Origin of the sequence: Dactylosporangium sp. NPDC049742, assembly GCF_040674675.1 — a bacterium.
GTDB classification, from domain to species: Bacteria; Actinomycetota; Actinomycetes; order Mycobacteriales; family Micromonosporaceae; genus Dactylosporangium; species Dactylosporangium maewongense.
The window spans coordinates 92,810-115,061 of record NZ_JBFANF010000002.1; the positions used below are offsets into that span (position 1 = coordinate 92,810).

Below are 22,252 nucleotides of genomic sequence, written 5' to 3' on the forward strand. Positions count from 1 at the left end.
TCAGACGTCGTCCTTATCGAACTTGGGCGCGACCCCGCGGGCGAACATGATCTCGTCGTTGCTGGTGCCGGCGGCGACCATCGGCCACACCATGGCGTCCTTGCCGACCACGAAGTCGATGACGACCGGCTGGTCGGTGACCTTCATCGCGGCCTCGATCGTGGCGTCGACGTCCTGCTTGCTCTCGCAGCGCAGGCCGACGCAGCCGAGCGCGTCGGCGAGCTTCACGAAGTCGGGGATGCGGTGCTTGTGGGTGCCCAGCTCGGTGTTGGAGTAGCGCTGGTCGTAGAAGAGCGTCTGCCACTGCCGGACCATGCCGAGGTTGCCGTTGTTGATGACGGCGACCTTGATCGGGATGCCTTCCAGGGCGCAGGTGGCGAGCTCCTGGTTGGTCATCTGGAAGCAGCCGTCGCCGTCGATCGCCCACACGACCTTGTCGGGCCGGCCGACCTTGGCGCCCATCGCGGCGGGCACCGCGTAGCCCATCGTGCCGAGACCGCCGGAGTTGAGCCAGGTCGCCGGGTGCTCGTACTTCACGAACTGCGCGGCCCACATCTGGTGCTGGCCGACCCCGGCGGTGTAGATCGCGTCGGGACCGACGAGCGCGCCGATGCGCTCGATGACGTACTGCGGGGCAAGGGTGCCGTCGGACGGCTCCTCGTATCCGAGGGGGTACCGGCCGCGGATGTCGTCCAGCGTCGCCCACCAGTCGGTGAGCGCGACCTTGTGCCCCGCGGTGTGCTCGGCGGTGACGGCGCCGATCAGCTCCTCGATGACGTGCTTGGCGTCACCGACGATCGGCACGTCCGCGACCCGGTTCTTGCCGATCTCGGCGGGGTCGATGTCGGCGTGGATGATCTGCGCGTTCGGCGCGAACGTGCTCAGGTCACCGGTGACCCGGTCGTCGAAGCGGGCGCCGAGCGTGATCAGCAGGTCGGCCTTCTGCAGCGCGTAGACGGCGCCGACGCTGCCGTGCATGCCGGGCATGCCCAGGTGCTGCGGGTGCGAGTCGGGGAACGCGCCGCGGGCCATCAGCGTCGTGACCACCGGGGCGCCGGTCAGCTCGGCGAGCTTGCGCAGCACCTCCGAGGCGTGCGCCTTGATGACGCCGCCACCGACGTACAGGACGGGCCGCTTCGCCGCGGCGATGAGCCGGGCCGCCTCGCGGATCTGCTTGCCGTGCGGGTGCAGCGTCGGGTGGTAGCCGGGCAGGTCCAGCGTCGGCGGCCACTTGAACGTCGTCTGCTTGACCAGCACGTCCTTGGGGATGTCGACGAGGACCGGGCCCGGGCGGCCGGTCGAGGCCAGGTGGAACGCCTCGGCCAGGATCCGCGGCAGCTCCTCGCCGGTCTTGACCAGGTAGTTGTGCTTGGTGATCGGCAGCGTGATCCCGGCGATGTCGGCTTCCTGGAACGCGTCGGTGCCGATGGAGGCCGAGGCGACCTGGCCGGTGATCGCGACCATCGCGACGGAGTCCATGTACGCGTCGGCGATCGGGGTGACCAGGTTGGTCGCGCCCGGGCCGGACGTCGCCATGCAGACGCCGACCTTGCCGGTGGCCTGCGCGTAGCCGGTCGCGGCGTGCCCGGCGCCCTGCTCGTGGCGGACCAGGATGTGCCGGACGGACTCGGAGTCGAACAGCGGGTCGTACGCGGGGAGGATCGCGCCGCCGGGAATGCCGAAGACGACGTCCGCGCCGAGCGCCTCGAGCGACCGCACCAGCACCTGAGCGCCGGTCAGAAGCTCCGGCTTCTTCTCTACGGCCGTCTTGTCCGACCGGTCGGCGGCGGCCGGCGCGGTGGAGCCCGGCGGCGTCGCCGGAGCGGCGGGTGCGGCCGGGTGCGCTCGGTGGGCGAGGACTTCAGGCGTGGGTCTCGTCATCGCATTTCGCACTTTCGCTCGAATGGTGTCTTGGTCGCGGCTGGGACTGGCTTGGACATGAAAAAACCCCTCCGTGCGATGCACGAGGGGCTAGCGCGCTGACGGCAGGCGTCGGCGCGCTAGATGATAAGTACTCGCAGCGACCTCGACGACATGCCCCCACTCTCGCGCATCTCACCGCCCGAGTCAACCGGTCCCAGGATCTGGAACGTGTCAGACTCACAAGTATGCCCGAGCTGCGATCCAAAACCTCCACTTCTGGTCGCAACATGGCCGGCGCACGCGCCCTCTGGCGCGCCACCGGCATGACCGACGCAGATTTCGGTAAGCCCATCGTCGCCATCGCCAACAGCTTCACGCAGTTCGTGCCGGGCCATGTCCACCTGCGCAACCTCGGGATCATCGTCGCGGACGCGGTCGCCGAGGCCGGTGGGGTCGCCAAGGAGTTCAACACCATCGCCGTCGACGACGGCATCGCCATGGGCCACGGCGGGATGCTGTACTCGCTGCCCAGCCGCGAGCTCATCGCCGACGCCGTCGAGTACATGGTGCAGGCGCACTGCGCCGACGCGCTCGTGTGCATCTCCAACTGCGACAAGATCACGCCCGGCATGCTGCTCGCCGCGCTCCGCCTCAACATCCCCACCGTCTTCGTCTCCGGCGGCCCCATGGAAGCCGGCAAGACCGTCGCGATCGAGGGCGTCGTGCACGCCAAGCTCGACCTCATCGACGCGATGATCGCCTCCGCCAACGAGGCGGTCACCGACGAGCAGCTGGGCCAGATCGAGCGCTCCGCCTGCCCGACCTGCGGCTCCTGCTCCGGCATGTTCACCGCCAACTCGATGAACTGCCTCACCGAGGCGATCGGCCTCGCCCTGCCCGGCAACGGCTCCACCCTCGCCACCCACAGCGCCCGCAAGGCCCTCTTCGAGCGGGCCGGCTCGCTCGTCGTCGAGCTGTGCAAGCAGTACTACGAGGGTGATGACGCGTCGGTACTGCCTCGCGCGATCGCCACCCGCGAGGCGTTCGAGAACGCGGTCGCCCTCGACGTCGCCATGGGCGGGTCCACCAACACCGTCCTGCACCTGCTCGCGGCCGCCCGCGAGGCCGAGGTCGACTTCAGCGTCGCCGACATCGACGGCATCTCCCGCCGGGTGCCGTGCCTGTCGAAGGTCGCGCCCAACAGCCCCAAGTACCACATGGAGGACGTCCACCGCGCCGGCGGCATCCCCGCCATCCTCGGCGAGCTCAACCGCGCGGGCCTGCTTCGGGATGGGGTCCGCAGCGTTCACTCGCCCGACCTGTCCAGCTGGCTGGCCGAATGGGACATCCGTTCCGGGACCGCTTCCGAGACCGCGCTCGAGCTGTTCCACGCCGCGCCCGGCGGGGTCCGCACCGTCGAGCCGTTCTCCACGTCCAACCGCTGGGCGACGCTCGACACCGACGCCGCCGAGGGCTGCATCCGCTCCAAGGAGCACGCCTACAGCGCCGACGGCGGCCTCGCGATCCTGTTCGGCAACATCGCCCCCGACGGCTGCGTCGTCAAGACCGCCGGCGTGCCCGAGGAGAACCTCGTCTTCCACGGCACGGCACGGGTCTTCGAGTCGCAGGAGTCCGCGGTGGACGGCATCCTCGCCAAGGAGGTCGTCCCCGGTGACGTGGTGGTCATCCGGTACGAGGGCCCGAAGGGCGGGCCGGGCATGCAGGAGATGCTCTACCCGACGTCGTTCCTGAAGGGGCGGGGGCTGGGGCGCGCCTGCGCGCTGATCACCGACGGCCGCTTCTCCGGCGGCACCTCCGGCCTCTCCATCGGTCACATCTCCCCCGAGGCGGCCGGCGGCGGGCTCATCGCCCTCGTCGAGGACGGCGACCGGATCGAGATCGACATCCCGCACCGCTCGATCAGCCTGGTCGTCGACGAGGACGTGCTGACCGCGCGCCGCGTCGCGCAGGAGAAGCGCGAGCGGCCGTACACGCCGCTGGACCGGCAGCGACCCGTCTCGGCGGCGCTGCGCGCGTATGCGTCGATGGCCACCGCGGCCAGCGACGGCGCCTACCGCAAGGTGCCGTAACGGTCGTCACCCCGGGCCAGTTCGATCGGATTGGCCCGGGGTTACTGCCCGGTCGTGCACTAGCATCGCTGGTACTGCGACTGGCGCACATCAAGGTGGAACCGACCACCGGGGAGCTTCCTGCATCGCTGGCACCGCGCGCCTGGGTGCCACGGTCACCCGTATGGGAGGAAGCCCCATGCATGTTCCCGCCCTGCCGTCGATCACCTCGGCCGACCCCGACCTCGCGGACCTGATCCAGCACGAGGCCGCCCGGCAGCACGACACGCTGCGGATGATCGCCTCGGAGAACTACGTCTCACAGGCCGTCCTCGAAGCGACCGGCACCGTCCTCACCAACAAGTACTCCGAGGGCTACCCCGGCAAGCGGTACTACGAGGGCCAGCGCTTCATCGACCCGATCGAGGAGCTGGCGATCGCCCGCGCCAAGTCGGTCTTCGGCGTCGAGCACGCCAACGTGCAGCCCTACTCCGGCTCCCCCGCGAACCTCGCCGTCTACATGGCCCTGGCCGCCCCCGGTGACACCGTCATGGGCATGGCCCTGCCGATGGGCGGCCACCTCACCCACGGCTGGTCCGTCTCGGCGACCGGCGCGTGGTTCCGCCCCGTGCAGTACACGGTCCGCCGGTCCGACGGCCTCATCGACTTCGACGAGGTCCGCGACATCGCCCTGCGGGAACGCCCGAAGCTGATCTTCTCCGGCGGCACGGCCATCCCCCGCACCATCGACTTCCCGCGCTTCGCCGAGATCGCCCGCGAGGTCGGCGCGGTCCTCGTGGCCGACATCGCGCACATCGCGGGCCTCATCGCCGGCGGCGCGCACCCCTCCCCCGTCGGCCACGCCTCCGTCATCACGACCACCACCCACAAGACCCTCCGCGGCCCGCGCGGCGCGATGCTGCTCTCCACCGCGGAGTACGCCAAGGCGATCGACAAGGCCGTCTTCCCCGGCCTGCAGGGCGGCCCGCACAACCACACGACCGCGGGCATCGCCGTCGCGCTCCGCGAGGCGGCCCAGCCGTCGTTCCGCGCCTACGCCCACCAGATCGTGGCCAACGCCCGCGCCCTCGCCGCCGCCCTGCTGGAGCGCGGCTTCGACCTGGTCTCCGGCGGCACCGACAACCACCTCATCCTGATCGACCTCACCGGCAAGAACATCGGCGGCAAGCCCGCCGCCCGCGCCCTCGACCGCGCCGGCATCGAGACGAACTACAACACCGTCCCGTACGACACCCGCAAGCCCTTCGACCCCTCCGGCCTGCGCATCGGCACGCCCGCCCTCACCACCCGCGGCCTCACCGAGGCCCAGATGCCCCAGGTCGCCGACTGGATCTCCCGCGCCGTCGACGCCGCCGTCAAGTCCGACGACGACGCCTTGGACACGATCGCCGCCGAGGTCCGCGAGCTGCTGTCCGCGTACCCGATGCCCGGCTGGCACTGACCCCACAACCCACGAGGGGCGGTTCCGGTTCGTGTGACCGGATCCGCCCCTCGTGTGGTTGTTCGTCGCTACTTGCCGCGGCGCAGGAACCGCCGCGACTTCTGGTCGGGGTTCTTGGGCTCCTCGTCGAGGTTGAGCTCCAACGGCGCCACATCCTCGTCGAACACCATGTCCCGCGCCCGCTGCCGCTGCCCCGGCACACCCCCACCGAACCCGCCCCGCTCCGCCCGGCCACGATCCCCGGCCCGCTCGGCGTCCCCACCGCGCCCCCCGAGCCCACCCCGGTCGTCACCACGGCCACCGAGCCCGTCCCGGTCGTCGCCGCGCCCACTCAGTCCGCCGCGGTCCGCCCCACCAGCCCAGTCCCCCGCACGATCCGAGCCACTGCCGCGACCGCTGTCGCCACTCAGCCCGCCACGACCCGCTCCACCGGCCCAGTCCCCACCGCGATCCGAACCGCCGCGGTCCGAACTGGCCCAGTCACCGCCGCCCCGGCCGTTGTCAGCACCACGCCCCGAGCCACTGGCCCAGTCGTCGCTGCCCCTACCGTTGCCGCCACTGACCCCGCCACGGTCCGAGCCGCCGCCCCAGTCCCCGGCCCGGTCGGAGCCACCGCGGCCAGCCGAGCCGCCGCGGTCCAAGCCGCTGGCCCAGTCGTCACTGCCCCGGCCGTTGTCACTGCCGTGGTCCGAGCCGGTGGCCCAGTCGCCGGTGTGGTCGGTGCGGGTGGAGCCGGTGGTGTTGGTGGTGCGCGACGCGGAGCCGGCACGCCGCTCGGACGTGAACTCCCCACTCGGGTCGCTCTCCCAACCGGTCGTCGGGTCGGTCGCCCAGGAAGGCCGTCCAGCAGGCGTCGAGGGATCGGCCGCCGGCGCTCCGGACCCGGAACGCCCGGCCGGGGCATCGCCCGCGGCAGACTCGGCGGCGGCTTGGCCTTTCTTGCCTTTCCCCGCCTTCGAGAACCCCCACCGCGACCGCTTGGCAGGCTGCTCCACCGGCGCCTCGTCGACACCGGCGCGGGACCCTGCCGCCGCCTCGGCGTCCCACCAGTCAGGGCCGTCCTCAGCGGCACCCGCCGCCCGCGTGCCCGGCTGCGCGCCGGCCTGGTCGTCGTCTCGTCCACCCGTTCGCGATACGCGGGTCTGCCCCTGCTCCGACCACGTGGCTGCCGGAGCCCCAGCTCTCGGAACCCCCACCTGCCCCTCGTCCGACCGAGCCCGATCCGACCAGCCCTGCTCCGACCGCGCAGACTCCGACCGCCAAGAATCAGAACGCGCAGCCTCCGAATGCGAAGACTCCGACCACGCCCGATCCGAACCAGCCACATCCGAAGCAGCGCGATCCGAGAAGGCACGGTCCGAAGCGGTGCGGTCCGAGAAGGCACGATCCGAAGCGGTGCGGTCCGAGAACGTGCGGTCCGAAGCAGTGTGGTCCAGACCGAGGGGGTCCGCGGCAGCGTGATCCGAGCTGTGGCGATCCGAGCCCGGAGCGTCTGACCAGGTCCGATCCGAGCGGAGATGATCCGTTTGCGAGGAGTCAGACCAGGACGAGCCCGACCACGAATCCTCGGAACGGCCCTGCGCCGACCATGAGGAACCCGAGGACGATCGCTCCGCCGGTGCCACCCCCGCGGACGAGCCCTGCGACCAAGAGTCACGTCCCCACGAAGGTTCCGGCGACGAGTCCGCCCGGGACGGCGCCGACGGCGGGACGGAAGGCCGCTCGACAGGGCTGGCGGCGGCCGGGCCGACGGAGGCGGGCGAGGACACCGGCCATGCGCCGGAGGGACCGTCCGACGAGCTCCCGAACGCGGAGCCGTCGAACCGGGAGCCGCCCGGCCCCGGGAAACCGGCGGCCGGAGCGCCTGACGTCGGTCCACCGTAGGCCGGAGCACCTGACGTGGGGCCACCGAAGGTCGGCGCGCCGGACGTGGGGATGCGGGACGTGGGTCCGCCCGACGTCGGGATGCCGGAGGTGGGAACGCCCGATGTCGGAGCGCTGGACACGGGGTTGTCGGCGGAGTTGTGGGTGGCGGAGGGCTGCTGGCGCTCGCGCCGGCGGAGGGAGCGGGCCTCGGGGTCGGCCTGCCAGGAGCGGCTGAGCTCAAGGGGCTCGGCGACGAGTTCGGGTTTGTCCCCGTCGAACAGGCTGCCGCTCCACGCCGGACGCTCGGCCGGCCGCTCGACGGGACGCCGGGCCGGGCGGTCGCTCGCCGGCGTGCCGGAACGCGCCGCGTCTGCCGGAGTCCGGCCCGGGCTGTCCAGGTCGGCGAAGCCCCCGCGATCCGACGTCCGGCCGCCGAGATCGGACGCCGGCCCAGGCTCCGACGACCAACCACGGTCCGAAGCCCTGCCAGCCGACTCCGCCGCCGACTCACGAGAGGGCGACCAGCCACGATCCGACGAATCACCGGGCAGATCCGACGCCGACTCAAAAGACGAGGACCAGCCACGGTCTGACGAGCCACCGTCCAGATCCGACGACCCACGAGAGGACGACCAGCCACGATCCGACGAGCCACCGGGCAGATCCGACGCCGACTCAAGAGACGAGGACCAGGCACGGTCCGGCGAGCCACCAATCGGCTCCGACGACAACCCACGGGACGACGACCAACCACGGTCCGACGAATCACCGATCTCCGCCGCCGGCTCACGGGACGACGACCAGCTGCGGTCGGGCGAGCCACCGATCGGCTCCGATGACGACCCACGAGATGAGGACCAGCCGCGGTCCGACGAATCACCGATCTCCGCCGCCGGCTCACGGGACGAGGACCAGGCACGGTCCGTGGAACTGCGGGGCGGCGTCGAGGGTGGGGTGTCCGGGTCTGCGGGGGTGTCCAGGGCGAACCCGAACCGGTCAGGGTCGCTGGCGATCCGGTCGAACTCCGACATCAGCGACGCGAACCGGTCGGCCGTCGGCTCCGGTGCCGGAGGAGCGGGCCGGAACTCAGGTGCGGGCGGCAGCGTCGACGCGGCAGGGGACGGCGGCTCGGCCGATGCGGCTGGCCAGGTCGAGGGCGGCGGGGACGACGGCCGGGATGGGGGAGGCTCGTCCTCAGGAGCGCGGCGGCGGCCGACCCCCCGGGGCGCATCCGGCTCCGCCAGGGCCGGCTCGGCACGGTCCGACGACCACGAGAACCGGAACTCCCCGTCGCTGTCGGGCAACGACGGGGAAGAGGAGGACGACGAAGATGTGGACCAGCGGCGGTCGGCGGCCGGCTCGCTGCCGAAGTCCTCGAGCGGCACGTGGTCGTCAGCACCCTCGTCGGCACGGGAGCCGGGGTCAGTGTCGGAGCCCGCCGCCGCCCACGCGGCCAGCTTGTTGGCCGACTCGCTGTCCCACGAGCCGACCAGCTCCCGGGTGGCGCGGGACTCCCACGAGTCGCTGGCCGGGGCGGCCGACTCAGGCTCGGAGGAGGAAGAAGAGGAAGAAGCAGAAGGCAGGTCCGACGAGCGGCCGAAGCGGCTGCGGACCGAGCCGTCCTCGTCGTAGTCGCCGCGGCGGGAGGAGAACCCGTCGCCGTCGGATAAGCGGTCGCGCACCGAGCCGTCCTCGTCATGGTCGCCGCGGCGGGAAGCCTGCGGGGAGGTGGGGTTGGCCGAAGTGGCGGAGCGGCCGAAGCGGCCCCGGGTGAGGCGGTCGCGGAGGGAGGCGGGCTCCGCGTCGGGGGACGTGCCGGCGGCCGCGGCGAAGGCGGCGTCCGCGACGGTGGGCGACGCCGGGACAGTGGGGTGCGAGCCGGTGGTCATACGGGCGAAGGACCGGGCCAGGGGCGACGGCTCGGGCAGCTTGTTGCCGGCGGCGATCACCAGGAGGCGCTCCATGACGGAGAGCTCGACCCGGTAGGGCTCGGCGGCGAGCCAGCGCCCCGCGGCCTCGACCATCTCGTGGGCGTGCACGAGGTGGAGGTGCTCGCCGGGGGCGACGGAGATGACGAGGTCCTCGCTGACGTCCCCGCGGGAGGGGGCGACGACGAGGTAGCCACGGACGGCGCCGCCGACCTTGCCGAGTTGCTCGCGCCAGGTGTGCACCTCGGCGGCGAGGCCGTCGATGTCCTCGGAGCCGGGGACGAAGAGGCGGCCGCCGCGCAGGACCTGGCCGGAGGCGTCCATGGAGAACTCGCCGTGTGGCCAGACGGTCGGCAGGAACAGGGCGACCCGCCGCCCGGCGACGACGAGATGGGTGCAGCCGCCCTCGCCGAGGGCGAAGAACCGGGCCGACGGCAGCACCTCGAGCTCCTTGAGCCGCGGCAGGTGGTCGTCGGGCTTGCCCCACCAGCGGCGGCCGCTGACCGCCTCGTCGACGGCGGCGCGGGACAGCCGGCGCGCGTCGAGCATCAGCGCGGCGAGGAAGGCGCCGATGAGCGGCACGTCGAAGCCGAGGTTGACGCCGATGAACTTGACGATGCCGAGGAAGTCGGTCCAGCCGCCGGGCAGCCAGGTGCGGGTGGCCGCGCCCCAGGCGACGGCGCCGGCGACCGCGGCCAGGATCGCGAACATCGGGAAGCCACGCAGCGTGAGAACGAGCACACCGATGAGCGACAGGACCGCGGCGACGCTCCAGATGATGCTGAGCTCCATGACGCCCCAGCCGGCGACGGCGAGGGCGAGCAGAGCCGCCGCGACGATCAGCGCACCCGCGAGCACGCCGGTGGGGCGCACGCCGACCCGGCGGCTGCTCTTGACGCCGGAGTGCCACGTGTTGCCGGTCAAATCCGGGCCTCCAAGCAGCCGCGACCACCGGCACGCCGACTTGTCGCGATCTCGACGAACACGGCACCGAGCGTAACCCTGAGCGCTGTGCCGGGCGAGAGCCGCCCGTCCCGATCCTGCTCCCCCACCGCGCCAGTATGCCCCGACCCACCGACAAGAAGCAGTTCCACGAAAGGTGCGAGACTTGTCCTCGTGACCACCCGAACCACGCGTCCCAAGGTCAGGTTCCGGCGCAGCGCATCGCTCGCCGTGGCGGCCGGCATCGCCACCATCGGCGCCATCCCGCTGCTGGCCGAGAGCCTCTGGTTCCTGCCCGTCCTGCTGGTGCCGATCGCGATCGCCGTGTGGGCGTGGCGGGCCGGCACCGACGTGGACGACGACGGCTTCACGGTGCGGGCGCTGCTGGGCAGCCGCCGCGTGCCGTGGGCCGCGGTCGACGGCCTGGTCAGTCAGGAGGGGGTCGTCCAGGCCCGCCTCGCCAACGGACATTTCGTGAAGCTCGACGCGGTCCGCCCGCAGGACGTCGAGCGCATCACGGCGATGACTCAGTAGCCGTCGACCACCACGTTGATGAGCGGCTCCCCGGCGGCGAACCGTCGCACCTGGTCTCCCGCCAGCGCATAGGCACGGCGGAGCAGACCTCGTACAGAACCTGCGACGTGCGGAGTGATCAGCACGTTCGGCAGGTCCCAGAGCGGATGTGACGCCGGCAACGGCTCCGGGTCGGTGACGTCGGTCGCATAGCCGAGCCGCCCCGACACCGTCTCGGCGAGGATCGCACCGGTGTCGACCACGGGTCCCCGGGCCGCGTTGACCAGCAGCGCCCCGTCCGGCATCGCCGCCAGGAACGAGGCCGAGACCAAGCCGGTCGTCTCGGGCGTCAGCGGCACCAGCAGCACCACCACGTCCGCGGACGGCAGCAGCGACGGCAGTTCGTCCACGCCGTGGACGCCGTCCCGCGCGCGGCGGGCGACCGGGGTCACCGACACCTCGAACGGCGCCAGCCGGGCCTCGACCGCGGCGCCGATCGAGCCGGCACCGACGATGAGCACCCGCTTGCCCGCGAGCTCGTCGGTCTGCCGGTACGACCACTCCCGTCCCGTCCGCACGAAATGCGGGAAGTCGCGCAGATAGGCCAGGATCGCCGCCACCACCCACTCCGACGTGGACGAGTCGTGCACCCCGCGGGCGTCGCACAGCTGCACGCCGGGGCGCAGCCGGCCCGCCCACCGGTCGGCGCCGGCGCTCATGAGCTGCACGACCGCGAGCCGCGGCAGCGCCGCCGCCAGCTCGACCACGTCCGGCGAGGCGAGGAACGGCGGCACCCAGAACTCGACGTCGTCGGGCGTGACGGAGACGGTGACCGAGACCGACGGAGGCAGCGGGCCGAGCAGCGCCAGCCCGTCCTCGTGCGGGATGCAAACCTTCACCCGGCGAACAGTAGCGATCAGGACTCCCAGTCCGAGACGAGCCTCTCCCCGAACAGCTGCGGCACCTCCTCCAGCAGCCAGGTCGAGCCGATCTCCGCCCCGGTGGCGTCCCGGACGGCGACGGGCCCGGGCCGGGCGTTCGTCACGGCGACGCCGCCGGTCAGCGTCGCGCCGAGGCCGCCGATCTCCGCGCGGACGTATGCCTGGGTCGCACCCGGCTTCGCCGCGAAGATCAGCACCCGGTCGCCGAGCCGGCCGGAAGGGGACGGCACCCGGATGACGATCACGTCCGGGTCGGCGCTGATGGAGGTGGACACCACCCCGGGGCCGCCGCGACCGGGCGCCGCCGTGAACGTGGTCGCGACCGTCGCCGCGGCGGGGGCGTCGGCGAGCACCACCGCGACGGCCCCGGAGGGCAGGCGGGCGGTCGACAGCGTCCACGTCCCGGCGGATCCCTCGATCGGACCGCTCCAGCGCTGCCGCAGCGGCTCGTGCTGGATGCCGGCGGAGGAGATCAGGTTCTCGTAGGAGGAGGTGTCGAGCACGGCCGGCGCCTCCGAGCGGATCTTGTCGTCGCAGCTGACCCGCCAGCGCTCCCGCGGGTCGGGCGCCGCCCAGACCGTCCAGCTGCCGTCCGGCGCGCCCGCCCACTTGTGCTCGACGGTGTTCTCCGGGCTGGCGGAGGCGCCGATCGACCGTTCGATCACGCAGGCCGCCGGGGCGAGCCCGATGGCGACCGGCGCGGCGGTGCTGGTGACGGTGACCAGCGGCCCGAGCGGCCCCGCGACAGCCCCTCCGACGAGGTCCTCCACAGTGCCCTGCACCGGGATGTCGCTGTGGTACAGCGTCGCCGAACGCTCGTCGTAGCGCACGTACACGAGGAACCGGCGCCCCGACACGTCGCCGAGGAACAGCACCTTGACGCCGCCGGAGAAGGAGGACTCGACGGCACGCAGCAGGTCCGCGTCGCCGGCGAGCGAGCCACGGGTCGGCGAGTCGAGCAGCGCCAGCGTCCACGTCGGCAGCGGCGGGTAGGGCCGCTGCTTCTCGGAGGTCGCCGGCTGTACGGCGGGGACCACCCCCGCGACGATCGCGACGGCGACCGTGGCCAGCAGCGACAGCAGCCCGGCCCACCGGCGCCGGCGGCGGCGCAGGAGCCGGCGCATCGGCTCCGGCCGGGGCACGACGGTCCCGGCCGCGTCGCGGAAGGCGTCGCGGAGCGCCCGTTCCAGCTCGATGCTCATGACGCCCTCCCGGCCAGCAGATCCACACCGAGCACGCCGCGCAGCCGGGCCAGCCCGCGCGACGCCTGGCTCTTCACCGATCCGACCGAGATGCCCAGCAGCGAAGCGGTCTCCGTCTCGGTCAGGTCCTCCCAGTACCGCAGCACCAGCACGGCACGCATCCGCGCCGGCAGCCCGTCCAGCGCCTCCAGCAGCATCCGCCGGGCGAGGACCTGATCGGACGGGTCCACCCCCGGCCGGTCCGGCGGCTCGCCGGTCAGGACCTCGGCGTTGCGCAGCCGGCGCCAGATGCTGGTGCGCTGGTTGACCATGACCCGCCGCACGTAGGCGAACGGCTCGTCGACCCGGTCCCAGTGCCGCATGACCTTCAGCAGGCTGCTCTGCAGCAGGTCCTCGGCGGCGTGCCGGCTGCCGGTCAGCAGAAACGCGGTGCGCAGCAGGTCGCCGTATCGAACCTCGACGAAGTCCTGGAACTCCTCGGCCGCCATATGGCTCCTCTGCACAAGGTCGCAACGCACCGTCACACCAGCAGACGCCGACCCGCGGACAAAGGTTGAAAGGAAGAAGATGTATCGCAACGCTAGTCTTGGGCGGGTGAAAGCCCGGACGTACGCGAAGTGCCTGGCGGCGAGCGCCACGGTCATGCTGGCCCTCGCCGGCTGCTCGTTCGGCCCGCCGCCCCCTGACGAGCTGGGCTCCCCGCCGAAGCTGTCGCCGTACCCGAGCGCATCGACGTCCGGCGGCGAGGAGGAGGGCGGCCAGACGCAGGTCGCGACGACCGTGCTGGCCAAGGGCCTGGCGGTGCCGTGGGGCATCGCGTTCCTGCCGGACGGTTCCGCTCTGATCACCGAGCGTGACAGCAAGAAGCTCCTGAAGGTCGGCAAGGAGTCCACGTCCGACGGGCTCACCGTGACGACCGTGCAGACCATCGACGAAGTCATGCCGGGCGGCGAGGGCGGCCTGATGGGCATCGCGGTGTCGCCGCAGTACGACACGGACAAGACGGTGTTCGTCTACTACACCGCCAAGGACGACAACCGGGTCGCCAAGCTCACGCTCGGCGCGCCGCCGACCCCGATCCTGACCGGCATCCCGAAGGCGGGGATCCACAACGGCGGCCAGATCCACTTCGGACCCGACGGGTTCCTGTACGTGTCGACCGGCGACGCGTCGAAGCCGGAGAACGCGCCGAACCTCAACAGCCTCGGCGGCAAGATCCTGCGGATCCAGCCCGACGGGAAGCCGGCCCCCGGTAACCCGTTCGGAACCGCCGTGTACAGCCTCGGACATCGCAACGTGCAAGGCTTCGCCTGGGACAAGAACAACCGGATGTATGCCGTGGAGTTCGGCGCCGGCGAATGGGACGAGATCAACGTGATCGAGGCGGGCAAGAACTACGGCTGGCCGACGTACGAGGGCAAGGGCAACGACCCGAAGTTCGTCGACCCGATCCAGGTGTGGAAGACGTCCGAGGCGTCGTGCTCCGGGCTCGCGGCCATGGAGGGGTTCCTCGTCACCTCGTGCCTGAAGGGCGAGCGGCTGTACGTGATGCAGCTCACCGACAAGGGCGGCCTCCTCGGCGAGCCGAGCGCGCTGCTGAAGGACACGCACGGGCGGCTGCGCGCCGCGGTCGCCGCGCCGGACAACAGCATCTGGGTCTCGACGTCCAACAAGGACGGCCGCGGCACACCGAAGGCCGACGATGACAAGCTGCTGCGGATCGTGATCAGCAACGTGGGCGGGGCCGGAAAGAGTTGACCTCACCGTTCCACCGGCGGGCCGCGCTGGCCGCCCGCCGGATCCAGCGCCGGACGATCATGGCGGCCGGCCGGCGGCAACGCCGCACGTTCCGCACCAGCCAGACGGTATGGCGGCGGATCCTGCACGGCGCGCTGCTCGGGGTCGTCGCGATCGTCGGCATGCTCATCGGCGTCGAGCTCGGCGGGCACACGACCCAGGACATCGGCCCGTTCCAGGCGCAGCTGTCGCTGACGCCGTCGTGGCACGGCGACACGTCGGTGGAGATCCCGCCGCTGGGGTCGCTGGAGCTGGACAGCCACGACGGCCCGGCCCACCTGGAGATCCGCCTGGAGTCGCTCGACGAGGCGCGGACCAGGGCGGTCGTCGCCGGCGGCGGCAACCTGGAGCAGGTCAGCCACGACGCCGTCGACCAGCTCAACCTGGGCGTGCGCCGGCTGGCGCTGCAGACCGCCGGCTCCGGGCTGCTCGGCGCGCTGATCCTCGTCGGGCTGGTGTTCCGGGCCCGGCGCGAGACGGCGATCGGCGGCCTGGTGGTCGTGGCGGTGCTCGCCTCGGTCGGCGGAGCGACCGCGCTGACGTTCAAGCCCGCCGCGATCCAGGAGCCGACCTACCGCGGTCTGCTGGTGAACGCGCCGGCGATCATCGGTGACGCCCGCCGGATCACCGACCGCTACGAGGAGTACCGCGCGCAGCTGCAGAAGCTGGTCCTCAACGTCTCCAAGCTGTACGGCACGATCTCCGCGCTGCCCGTGTACGAGCCCGACACCAGCGCGACGAAGGTCCTGCACATCTCCGACATGCACCTCAACCCGGCGGCGTGGGGCGTGGTCCGCACCGTCGCCGACCAGTTCAGCGTCGACGTCGTCGTCGACACCGGCGACATCAACGACTGGGGCAGCGAGCCGGAGGCCTCCTACGTCGGGGAGATCAGCAAGCTGCGGGTGCCGTACCTGTACATCCGCGGCAACCACGACTCGGCGGTCACCGCCGCCGCGGTCGCCAAGCAGCCCAACGCGACCGTGCTCGACAACTCGATCACCACGGTCAAGGGCCTGACGTTCGCGGGCATCGGCGACCCCCGGTTCACCCCGGACAAGTCGACCGATGCGACCAACGAGGAGCAGCACGCGGCGGTCGTCTCCTCCGGTCAGCTGCTCGCGGACAAGATCCTGGCCAGCCCGAAGCCGGTCGACGTCGCCCTCGTCCACGACCCGGTGGCCGCGCAGCCCCTCGCGGGGATCTGCCCGCTGGTCCTGGCCGGGCACCGGCACGCCCGCTCGATCACGCGGCTCGACCCGACCATTCCGGTCGTGCTGCCGTCCGACGGCGCGTCGCCCGCGGTCACGCAGCCGGAGCGCACCCTGCTGATGGTCGAGGGCTCCACCGGCGGCGCCGGGCTGCGCGGCCTGGAGAGCGCCAAGCCGCTGCCGCTCGCGCTGTCCATCCTGTACTTCGACAAAGACCGCCACCTGACGGCGTACGACGACATCCAGGTCGGCGGGACGGGCCTGACGGAGGTGTCGCTCCAGCGGCACATCGTGGCCCCCGACAAGGCGGCGCCACCACCGTCCCCGTCCCCGGTGCCGACGCCGTCCTTGACCGCGACCCCGTCACCGACGACAAGCGGGTGATGACAAAGCGGCGCCGGCACCGTTCCCCGGTGCCGACGCCGCTTCCGTCTGTGACCCGGCCGCCTACGACAGGCGGGCGATGACCAGCTCGCGGACCGTCTTCGCGTCCGCCTTGCCGCCGGTGGCCTTCATGACCGCGCCGACGAGCGCACCCGCGGCGGCGACCTTGCCGTCCCGGACCTTCGCCGCGATGTCGGGGTTGGCGGCGATCGCCTCGTCGACGGCCTTCGTCAGCGCGCCCTCGTCGGAGACGACCTCCAGCCCGCGGGCCGCGACGACCTCGGCGGGCGTGCCCTCACCGGCGATGACGCCCTCCAGCACCACCCGGGCGAGCTTGTCGTTGATCTTGCCGGCGTCGACCAGGCCCTGCAGCTGCGCGACCGCCTCCGGGCTGACGCCGAGCGCGTCGAGCTCCTTGTCGGTCTCGTTGGCGTGCCGGGCCAGCTCCCCCAGCCACCACTTGCGGGCGGCGGCCGCGCTGGTGCCGGCGGCGACGGTCGCCCCGATCAGCTCCCACGCGCCGGCGTTGAGCACCGACTGCATGTCGAGGTCGGAGAAGCCCCACTCGGCCTGCTGGCGCTGGCGGCGGACCCGCGGCAGCTCCGGCAGCGCCGCCTTGAGCTCCGCGACCCACTCCGCAGACGGCGCGAGCGGCACGAGGTCCGGCTCCGGGAAGTACCGGTAGTCGGTCGCCGTCTCCTTGCTGCGGCCGGACGTGGTCTCGCCGGTGTTCTCGTGGAAGTGCCGGGTCTCCTGGGTGATCGTCCCGCCGTCGGTGAGGACCCCGGACTGCCGGATGATCTCGGACCGGACGGCCCGCTCGACGCTGCGCAGCGAGTTGACGTTCTTCGTCTCGGTGCGGGTGCCCCACTCCTCGCCGGGCCGGTTCAGCGACGTGTTCACGTCGCAGCGCATCGAGCCCTGCTCCATCCGCACATCGGAGACACCCAGCGAACGGATGACGTCGCGCAGCTCCGTGACATAGGCCTTCGCGATCTGCGGCGCCCGGGCCCCGGTGCCCGGCACGGGCTTGGTCACGATCTCGACGAGGGGGATGCCGGCGCGGTTGTAGTCCACGAGGGACTCGGTGGCGCCGTGGATACGCCCGGTCGAGCCGCCGACGTGCAGCGACTTGCCCGTGTCCTCCTCCAGGTGGACCCGCTCGATGCCGATGCGGACCAGCTCCCCGTCGACGTCGACCTCGAGGAAGCCGTCGACGCACAGCGGCTCGTCGTACTGGCTGATCTGGAAGTTCTTCGGCATGTCCGGGTAGAAGTAGTTCTTGCGGGCGAAGCGGCCCCACGGCGCGATCGAGCAGTTGAGCGCGAGCCCGATGCGAATCGTCGCCTCGATCGCGGCGCGGTTGGCGACCGGCAGGGAGCCGGGCAGGCCGAGGCAGACCGGGCAGACCTGGGTGTTGGGCTCCGCGCCGAACTCGGTCGGGCAGCCGCAGAACATCTTCGTGTTGGTGCCGAGCTCGACGTGCGTCTCCAGGCCGATGACCGGCTCGAAGCGCGCCACCGCCTCGTCGTACGACAGCTGGGTCGCGGTGCTCATCTAACGCCTACTTTCAGCCTCTGGTGTATCCATGCCCGGCATTGGGTACCAACTGCTCACCTGGAGAGGAGAACGCCATGCCGGTGCAGTTTCGGAAGAGCAAGAAGTTCGGCCCGTTCATTTTCCACTTCACCCAGGAAGGGTTCTCTTCCTGGAGCTTCAAGCTGGGCCCCTGGTCGTGGAACTCGCGGACCAAGAAGAACCGCGTCGACCTCCCCGGCCCCTTCTCGTGGCGCCAGGGCAGCCGCGGCTGAACCCCGATGAAAGGGCGGCTCTTCACAGGGCCGCCCTTCGACCGTTACAGCGCGGGCGGGGTCAGCGGCGGCAGCGCCGACTCGAGAGCCGCGGCGACCCGGTACATCCGGTCGTCGGCCATCGTCGGCGCCATGATCTGCAGCCCCACCGGCAGCCCTTCGGACAGACCGGCCGGCACGGAGATCGCGGGCCCGCCATACAGGTTCGACGGGATCGTGTAGAGGTCCGCCAGATACATCTGGTAGGGGTCGGACGTGCGTGACCCGAGCGGGAACGCCACGAACGGCGTGGTCGGCGCGACCAGCACGTCCGCCTTGCCGAAGGCCTGCTCGAAGTCCCGGGAGATCAGCGTCCGCACCTTCTGCGCCTGCCCGTAGTAGGCGTCGTAGTAGCCGGCGGACAGCGCATAGGTGCCCAGGATGATCCGGCGCTTGACCTCGGGGCCGAAGCCTTCCTCACGGGTCAGCTGCATGACCTCTTCGAGCGACCGCTTGCCGTCGTCGCCGCTGCGCAGCCCGAACCGCACGCCGTCGAACCTGGCCAGGTTGGACGAGCACTCGCTCGGCGCGATCAGGTAATAGGCCGGCAGCGCGAACTTGAAGTTGGGGCACGAGACCTCGACGATCTCCGCGCCCAGCTTCACCAGCGCGTCGACCGACTCGCGATACGCGGCGGCGACGCCGGGCTCGGCGCCTTCGCCGGCGAACTCCTTGACCAGGCCGAGCCGGACCCCGCTGAGGTCACCGGTCGCGCCGAGCCGGGCCGCGCCGACCACGTCGGGCATCGGCTGCGGGATCGACGTCGAGTCGCGCGGGTCGTGGCCGCCGATGATCGCGTGCAGCAGCGCCGCGTCCTCGACGGTCCGCGCGCACGGGCCCGGGGTGTCCAGCGAGCTGGAGAAGGCGACGAGACCGTAGCGCGACGTGCCGCCGTAGGTCGGCTTCGCGCCGACGGTGCCGGTGACCGCGGCCGGCTGGCGGATCGAGCCGCCGGTGTCGGTGCCGATGGCCAGAGGCGCCTCATACGCCGCGACCGCCGCGGCCGAGCCACCGCCGGAGCCGCCGGGGATCCGGCCGGTGTCCCACGGGTTGTACGTGGGCCCATACGCCGAATACTCGGTCGAGCTGCCCATCGCGAACTCGTCCATGTTGGTCTTGCCGAGCATGACGAGCCCGGCCTCGCGCATCCGCGTCATGATCGTCGCGTCGTACGGCGGCCGCCAGCCCTCGAGAATCTTCGATCCCGCGGTGGTCGGCACGCCCTTGGTCGTGATCACGTCCTTGACGGCGACCGGCACGCCGGCGAGCGGGCGGACCTCGTCGCCCTTGGCACGGGCGTCGTCGATCTTCTTCGCCTCGGCGAGCGCGCCGTCGCGGTCGACGTGCAGGAACGCGTGGACCTTGCCCTCGACCGCCTCGATCCGCTCCAGGTGGGCGGTGGCGACCTCGACCGCGGACAGCTCCTTCGCGGCGAGCTTGCGGCCGAGCTCGGCCGCACTCAGCTTGGTGACGTCAGACATCGCTCAGGCCTCCTCGTCCAGGATCCGCGGGACGCGGAAGCGGTTCTCCTCGGCGTCGGGCGCGCCCGACAGCGCCTCCTCGCGCGTCAGCCCCGGCACGACGACGTCGTCGCGGAACACGTTGGTCAGCGGCACGGAGTGCGACGTCGGCGGCACGTCAACCGCGGCGACCTCGCCCACCTGGGCGACGGCCTGCAGGATCACGTCGAGCTGCCCGGCGAATGTGTCGAGCTCGTCATCGGTGACTGCAAGCCGCGCGAGGCGGGCGAGATGCGCCACCTCTTCGCGGGAAATGGTGGCCATGGGTGCGATGCTCCTTCAACAGTCGGCTCGACGCAGTCTATTTCGTCCCCTGCGGTCGCCGTGCGCGACGGTCCGCTCGCCGTTGTCCAATGGCGTTTCCTGCGGGTGTACCCAACGCCGCGGCGCTCTCACCCGCACAGCATTCCTTCACCGTGTCCCCCCACAGTCTTTCCCGCGCGATCTTCAACTGCCGCCGCAGTCGCGCTTCGATCTGCCATCGAACCTACTCGGGGGGTGTGACAGTTTCGTTCAGGTGCTGTGGGCGACCGCGGAACGGCGGTGCCGGGCCAGCCAGTCGAGCAGGCCGTCCGGCGGCATCGGCCGGGCGAAGTACCAGCCCTGTGCCAGGTCGCAGCCCGCCTCGACGAGCATCCGCCAGGTCCGTTCGTCCTCGACGCCCTCCGCCACGATCCGCAGCCCGAGCGCCCGCGCCAGGTCGATCATCGACCGCACGATCGCCGCGTCGTCGGGGTCCGTCGCCACCCCGAGCACGAACGACCGGTCGATCTTCACCTCCTTGAGCGGCAGCCGGCGCAGGTGCAGCATCGAGGAGTACCCGGTGCCGAAGTCGTCCAGCGCGATCGCGATCCCGAGCCGCTCCAGCCGGGCGAGCGTCGCCAGCACCCGCCGCGGATCGGCCATCAGCGCGCTCTCCGTGATCTCCAGCTCCAGCCGCTCCGGCTCGATCCCCGTCTGCCGCAGCTTCGCCTCGATCCGGTCCGCGATCTCGCCGGTGTGCAGGTCCCGGACGCTCACGTTCACCGCCACCCGCACCCGCCCGGCCCGGTCGCCCCACGCCGCGAGCTGGTCGATCGCGGCGTCGATCAGCCGCAACGTCAGCAGCCGCATCACCGAGCTGTGCTCCGCGACCTTGATGAGCTCCTCCGGGTCGACGAGCCCCCGCTGCGGGTGGTGCCACCGCAGCAGCGCCTCCAGCCCCACCACGTCGCCGGTCGCCAGCTCGACCTGCGGCTGGTAGTACAGCGCGACCCCCCGGTCACCGGGGGTCTCCAGCGCTTTGCGCAGATCGGCGAGCAGGCTCAGCCGCTCCGGCGAGTTGTGGTCGGCCTCCGGCGCGTAGACCGCGAGGTTGTCGCCGCGCCCCTTCGCGTCGTACATCGCCACGTCCGCGTGCTGCATCAGCTCCTCGAAGCCCGTGCCGTGCTCCGGGTACACCGCCACCCCCACCGACCCGCCCACGTCGATCGGCAACCCGTCCAGCAGCACCGGCTCCCGCAACGCGTCCATGATCTTCTCCGCGTGCACCCTGGCCTCGGCGACGTCGCGCAGGTGCGGCACCACGATCGCGAACTCGTCGCCGCCGAGCCGCGCCACCTCCGCGTCGGCCCGCTCGTTCAGCCGGCGCGACACCTCGATCAGCAGCCGGTCGCCCACCCGGTGCCCCAGCGAGTCGTTGACCTGCTTGAACCCGTCCAGATCCAGCAGCAGCAGCGCCAGCCGCCGCGCCGCCTGCCGGTTCGCGGCCCGCTCCGAGTGCTCCTCCAGCCGCTGCTCGACCGCCCGCTCCAGGCCCTTCCGGTTCGCCAGGCCGGTCAGCGGATCGCGCCGCGCCTCGAGCGCCCGCTGCGCCGACAGGGAGGTCATCCGGCGCACCGCGTACAGCGTGACCAGCGCCAACGGGATCAGCAGCACGTCCACCCCGGCGGCCGCCACCAGCCCCGGCGCCGACAGCAGCAGGGCCCCGGTCGCCAGCGCGTCGGTCCTGACCGCCCGCGCGAACCGCGCCCGCCACCCCTGCCCGAACCGCAACCACACCGCCGTCGAGACCAGCAGGTTGTTGACCACGAACCACGCGACCGCCGCCACCACGATCCACCCGACGTGATGCGACCCGCGCAGGATCAGATCCGCCACCGCGAACGACACGAAGTACTGGGCCGCGTTGAACGCCGCCCGCCACACCGTGTGCCGCAACCACCCCGCCGCGATCGCCACCGCCGCCAGCTGCACCAGCGCCGCCGGCGCGAACCCGAACGCCAGCATGATCGCGAACGTGAAGCACACCGACGGGAAGGTCATCATCGCGTCGTCCCGGCCCACCTGCACGAAGGGCTTGGTGTCAGCGACGACCGCACACCCCGCGAGCACCCAGAACGCCGCCGGAAGAGTCGCCGGGAACCCGCCGGGCAGGCTGCCCGCCAGCAGCATCGCGCCGACCCCCACCACCACCGCGACGTAGGCGAAGAACCGATGAGCATGCCTGGGCGGCGCGACGTTACGCAGCGCGCTCTGCTCCATCCACTCCCCCGCTCGGGTGCCATCGACCACTCCGTCGAGACGCCCTGCGAGCGTGCACCTCAACCGCCACCCAAACCGGAAAGGATGCTGAATCGATGCACAAAACCCCCGCCATTCCTCCGACCGGGCGATCACGTTTCATCGAATATCACTACTGCGTAGCGATTCCCGAACGTTCCGT

General features: G+C 71.7%; 15 protein-coding genes. 6 read left to right on the top strand and 9 right to left on the bottom strand.

The features are described 5' to 3' along the window. Positions 1–1,881: an acetolactate synthase large subunit gene (locus AB0J72_RS04005; RefSeq protein WP_363394167.1), complete on the bottom strand. Its 1,881-nt coding sequence runs from the start codon at positions 1,879–1,881 to the stop codon at positions 1–3. Positions 1,882–2,108: 227 nt separating this feature from the next. Here AB0J72_RS04005 and ilvD point away from each other — a divergent pair, with 227 nt between their 5' ends. Beyond that, positions 2,109–3,953 carry a dihydroxy-acid dehydratase gene (gene ilvD, locus AB0J72_RS04010; RefSeq protein WP_363394170.1) on the top strand — a complete coding sequence of 615 codons (1,845 nt, stop codon included), beginning with the start codon at positions 2,109–2,111 and terminating at the stop codon, positions 3,951–3,953. Positions 3,954–4,131: 178 nt separating this feature from the next. Continuing rightward, positions 4,132–5,394: a serine hydroxymethyltransferase gene (gene glyA, locus AB0J72_RS04015; RefSeq protein ID WP_363394173.1), complete on the top strand. Its 1,263-nt coding sequence runs from the start codon at positions 4,132–4,134 to the stop codon at positions 5,392–5,394. Positions 5,395–5,462: 68 nt separating this feature from the next. Here the strand turns inward: glyA and AB0J72_RS04020 are convergent, their stop codons facing one another. Further along, positions 5,463–10,112, bottom strand: a complete 4,650-nt coding sequence (locus tag AB0J72_RS04020) for a hypothetical protein (RefSeq protein ID WP_363394175.1) — start codon at positions 10,110–10,112, stop codon at positions 5,463–5,465. Positions 10,113–10,304: 192 nt separating this feature from the next. Here AB0J72_RS04020 and AB0J72_RS04025 point away from each other — a divergent pair, with 192 nt between their 5' ends. Continuing rightward, on the top strand, positions 10,305–10,664 hold the full coding sequence (locus AB0J72_RS04025) for a PH domain-containing protein (RefSeq protein ID WP_344508130.1): 360 nt from the start codon (positions 10,305–10,307) through the stop codon (positions 10,662–10,664). Here the strand turns inward: AB0J72_RS04025 and AB0J72_RS04030 are convergent. From AB0J72_RS04030 to AB0J72_RS04040, 3 genes are read right to left on the bottom strand one after another with little or no spacing between them, the layout of a single operon-like run. Next, positions 10,658–11,542: a 2-hydroxyacid dehydrogenase gene (locus AB0J72_RS04030; protein WP_363394178.1), complete on the bottom strand. Its 885-nt coding sequence runs from the start codon at positions 11,540–11,542 to the stop codon at positions 10,658–10,660. The two genes, AB0J72_RS04025 and AB0J72_RS04030, sit on opposite strands and share 7 nt — an antisense overlap. 17 nt (positions 11,543–11,559) lie before the next feature. Then, positions 11,560–12,786, bottom strand: a complete 1,227-nt coding sequence (locus AB0J72_RS04035) for a hypothetical protein (RefSeq protein ID WP_363394181.1) — start codon at positions 12,784–12,786, stop codon at positions 11,560–11,562. Continuing rightward, positions 12,783–13,274, bottom strand: coding sequence for a SigE family RNA polymerase sigma factor (locus tag AB0J72_RS04040; protein WP_363394184.1), 492 nt, complete (start codon positions 13,272–13,274; stop codon positions 12,783–12,785). The genes AB0J72_RS04035 and AB0J72_RS04040 overlap by 4 nt, the downstream gene beginning before the upstream one ends. Positions 13,275–13,428: 154 nt before the next feature. Between AB0J72_RS04040 and AB0J72_RS04045 the strand changes: the two genes are divergently transcribed. Together AB0J72_RS04045 and AB0J72_RS04050 are read left to right on the top strand one after the other, a co-directional pair. Beyond that, complete coding sequence (locus AB0J72_RS04045; protein WP_363394642.1) at positions 13,429–14,544, top strand: PQQ-dependent sugar dehydrogenase; 1,116 nt, start codon at positions 13,429–13,431, stop codon at positions 14,542–14,544. Then, positions 14,541–16,178, top strand: coding sequence for a metallophosphoesterase (locus AB0J72_RS04050; protein WP_363394186.1), 1,638 nt, complete (start codon positions 14,541–14,543; stop codon positions 16,176–16,178). The genes AB0J72_RS04045 and AB0J72_RS04050 overlap by 4 nt, the downstream gene beginning before the upstream one ends. Positions 16,179–16,241: 63 nt before the next feature. Here the strand turns inward: AB0J72_RS04050 and gatB are convergent, their stop codons facing one another. Next, positions 16,242–17,735 (bottom strand): Asp-tRNA(Asn)/Glu-tRNA(Gln) amidotransferase subunit GatB, encoded by a 1,494-nt coding sequence (gene gatB / locus AB0J72_RS04055; protein ID WP_363394189.1) that lies wholly within the window; start codon positions 17,733–17,735, stop codon positions 16,242–16,244. 77 nt (positions 17,736–17,812) lie between these two features. Here gatB and AB0J72_RS04060 point away from each other — a divergent pair, with 77 nt between their 5' ends. After that, entirely contained in the window at positions 17,813–17,989 is a 177-nt protein-coding gene (locus AB0J72_RS04060) for a DUF4236 domain-containing protein (protein WP_344508140.1), read from the top strand. Positions 17,990–18,033: 44 nt separating this feature from the next. Here the strand turns inward: AB0J72_RS04060 and gatA are convergent, their stop codons facing one another. From gatA to AB0J72_RS04075, 3 genes are all read right to left on the bottom strand, one after another. Continuing rightward, entirely contained in the window at positions 18,034–19,509 is a 1,476-nt protein-coding gene (gatA, locus tag AB0J72_RS04065; protein WP_363394192.1) for an Asp-tRNA(Asn)/Glu-tRNA(Gln) amidotransferase subunit GatA, read from the bottom strand. A gap of 3 nt (positions 19,510–19,512) precedes the next feature. Next, a complete protein-coding gene (gatC, locus tag AB0J72_RS04070) occupies positions 19,513–19,812 on the bottom strand; it encodes an Asp-tRNA(Asn)/Glu-tRNA(Gln) amidotransferase subunit GatC (protein WP_344508144.1) in 300 nt (99 codons plus the stop codon). A 249-nt stretch (positions 19,813–20,061) separates the two neighbouring features. Next, positions 20,062–22,071 carry a bifunctional diguanylate cyclase/phosphodiesterase gene (locus AB0J72_RS04075; protein WP_363394195.1) on the bottom strand — a complete coding sequence of 670 codons (2,010 nt, stop codon included), beginning with the start codon at positions 22,069–22,071 and terminating at the stop codon, positions 20,062–20,064. Positions 22,072–22,252 lie beyond the last annotated feature (181 nt).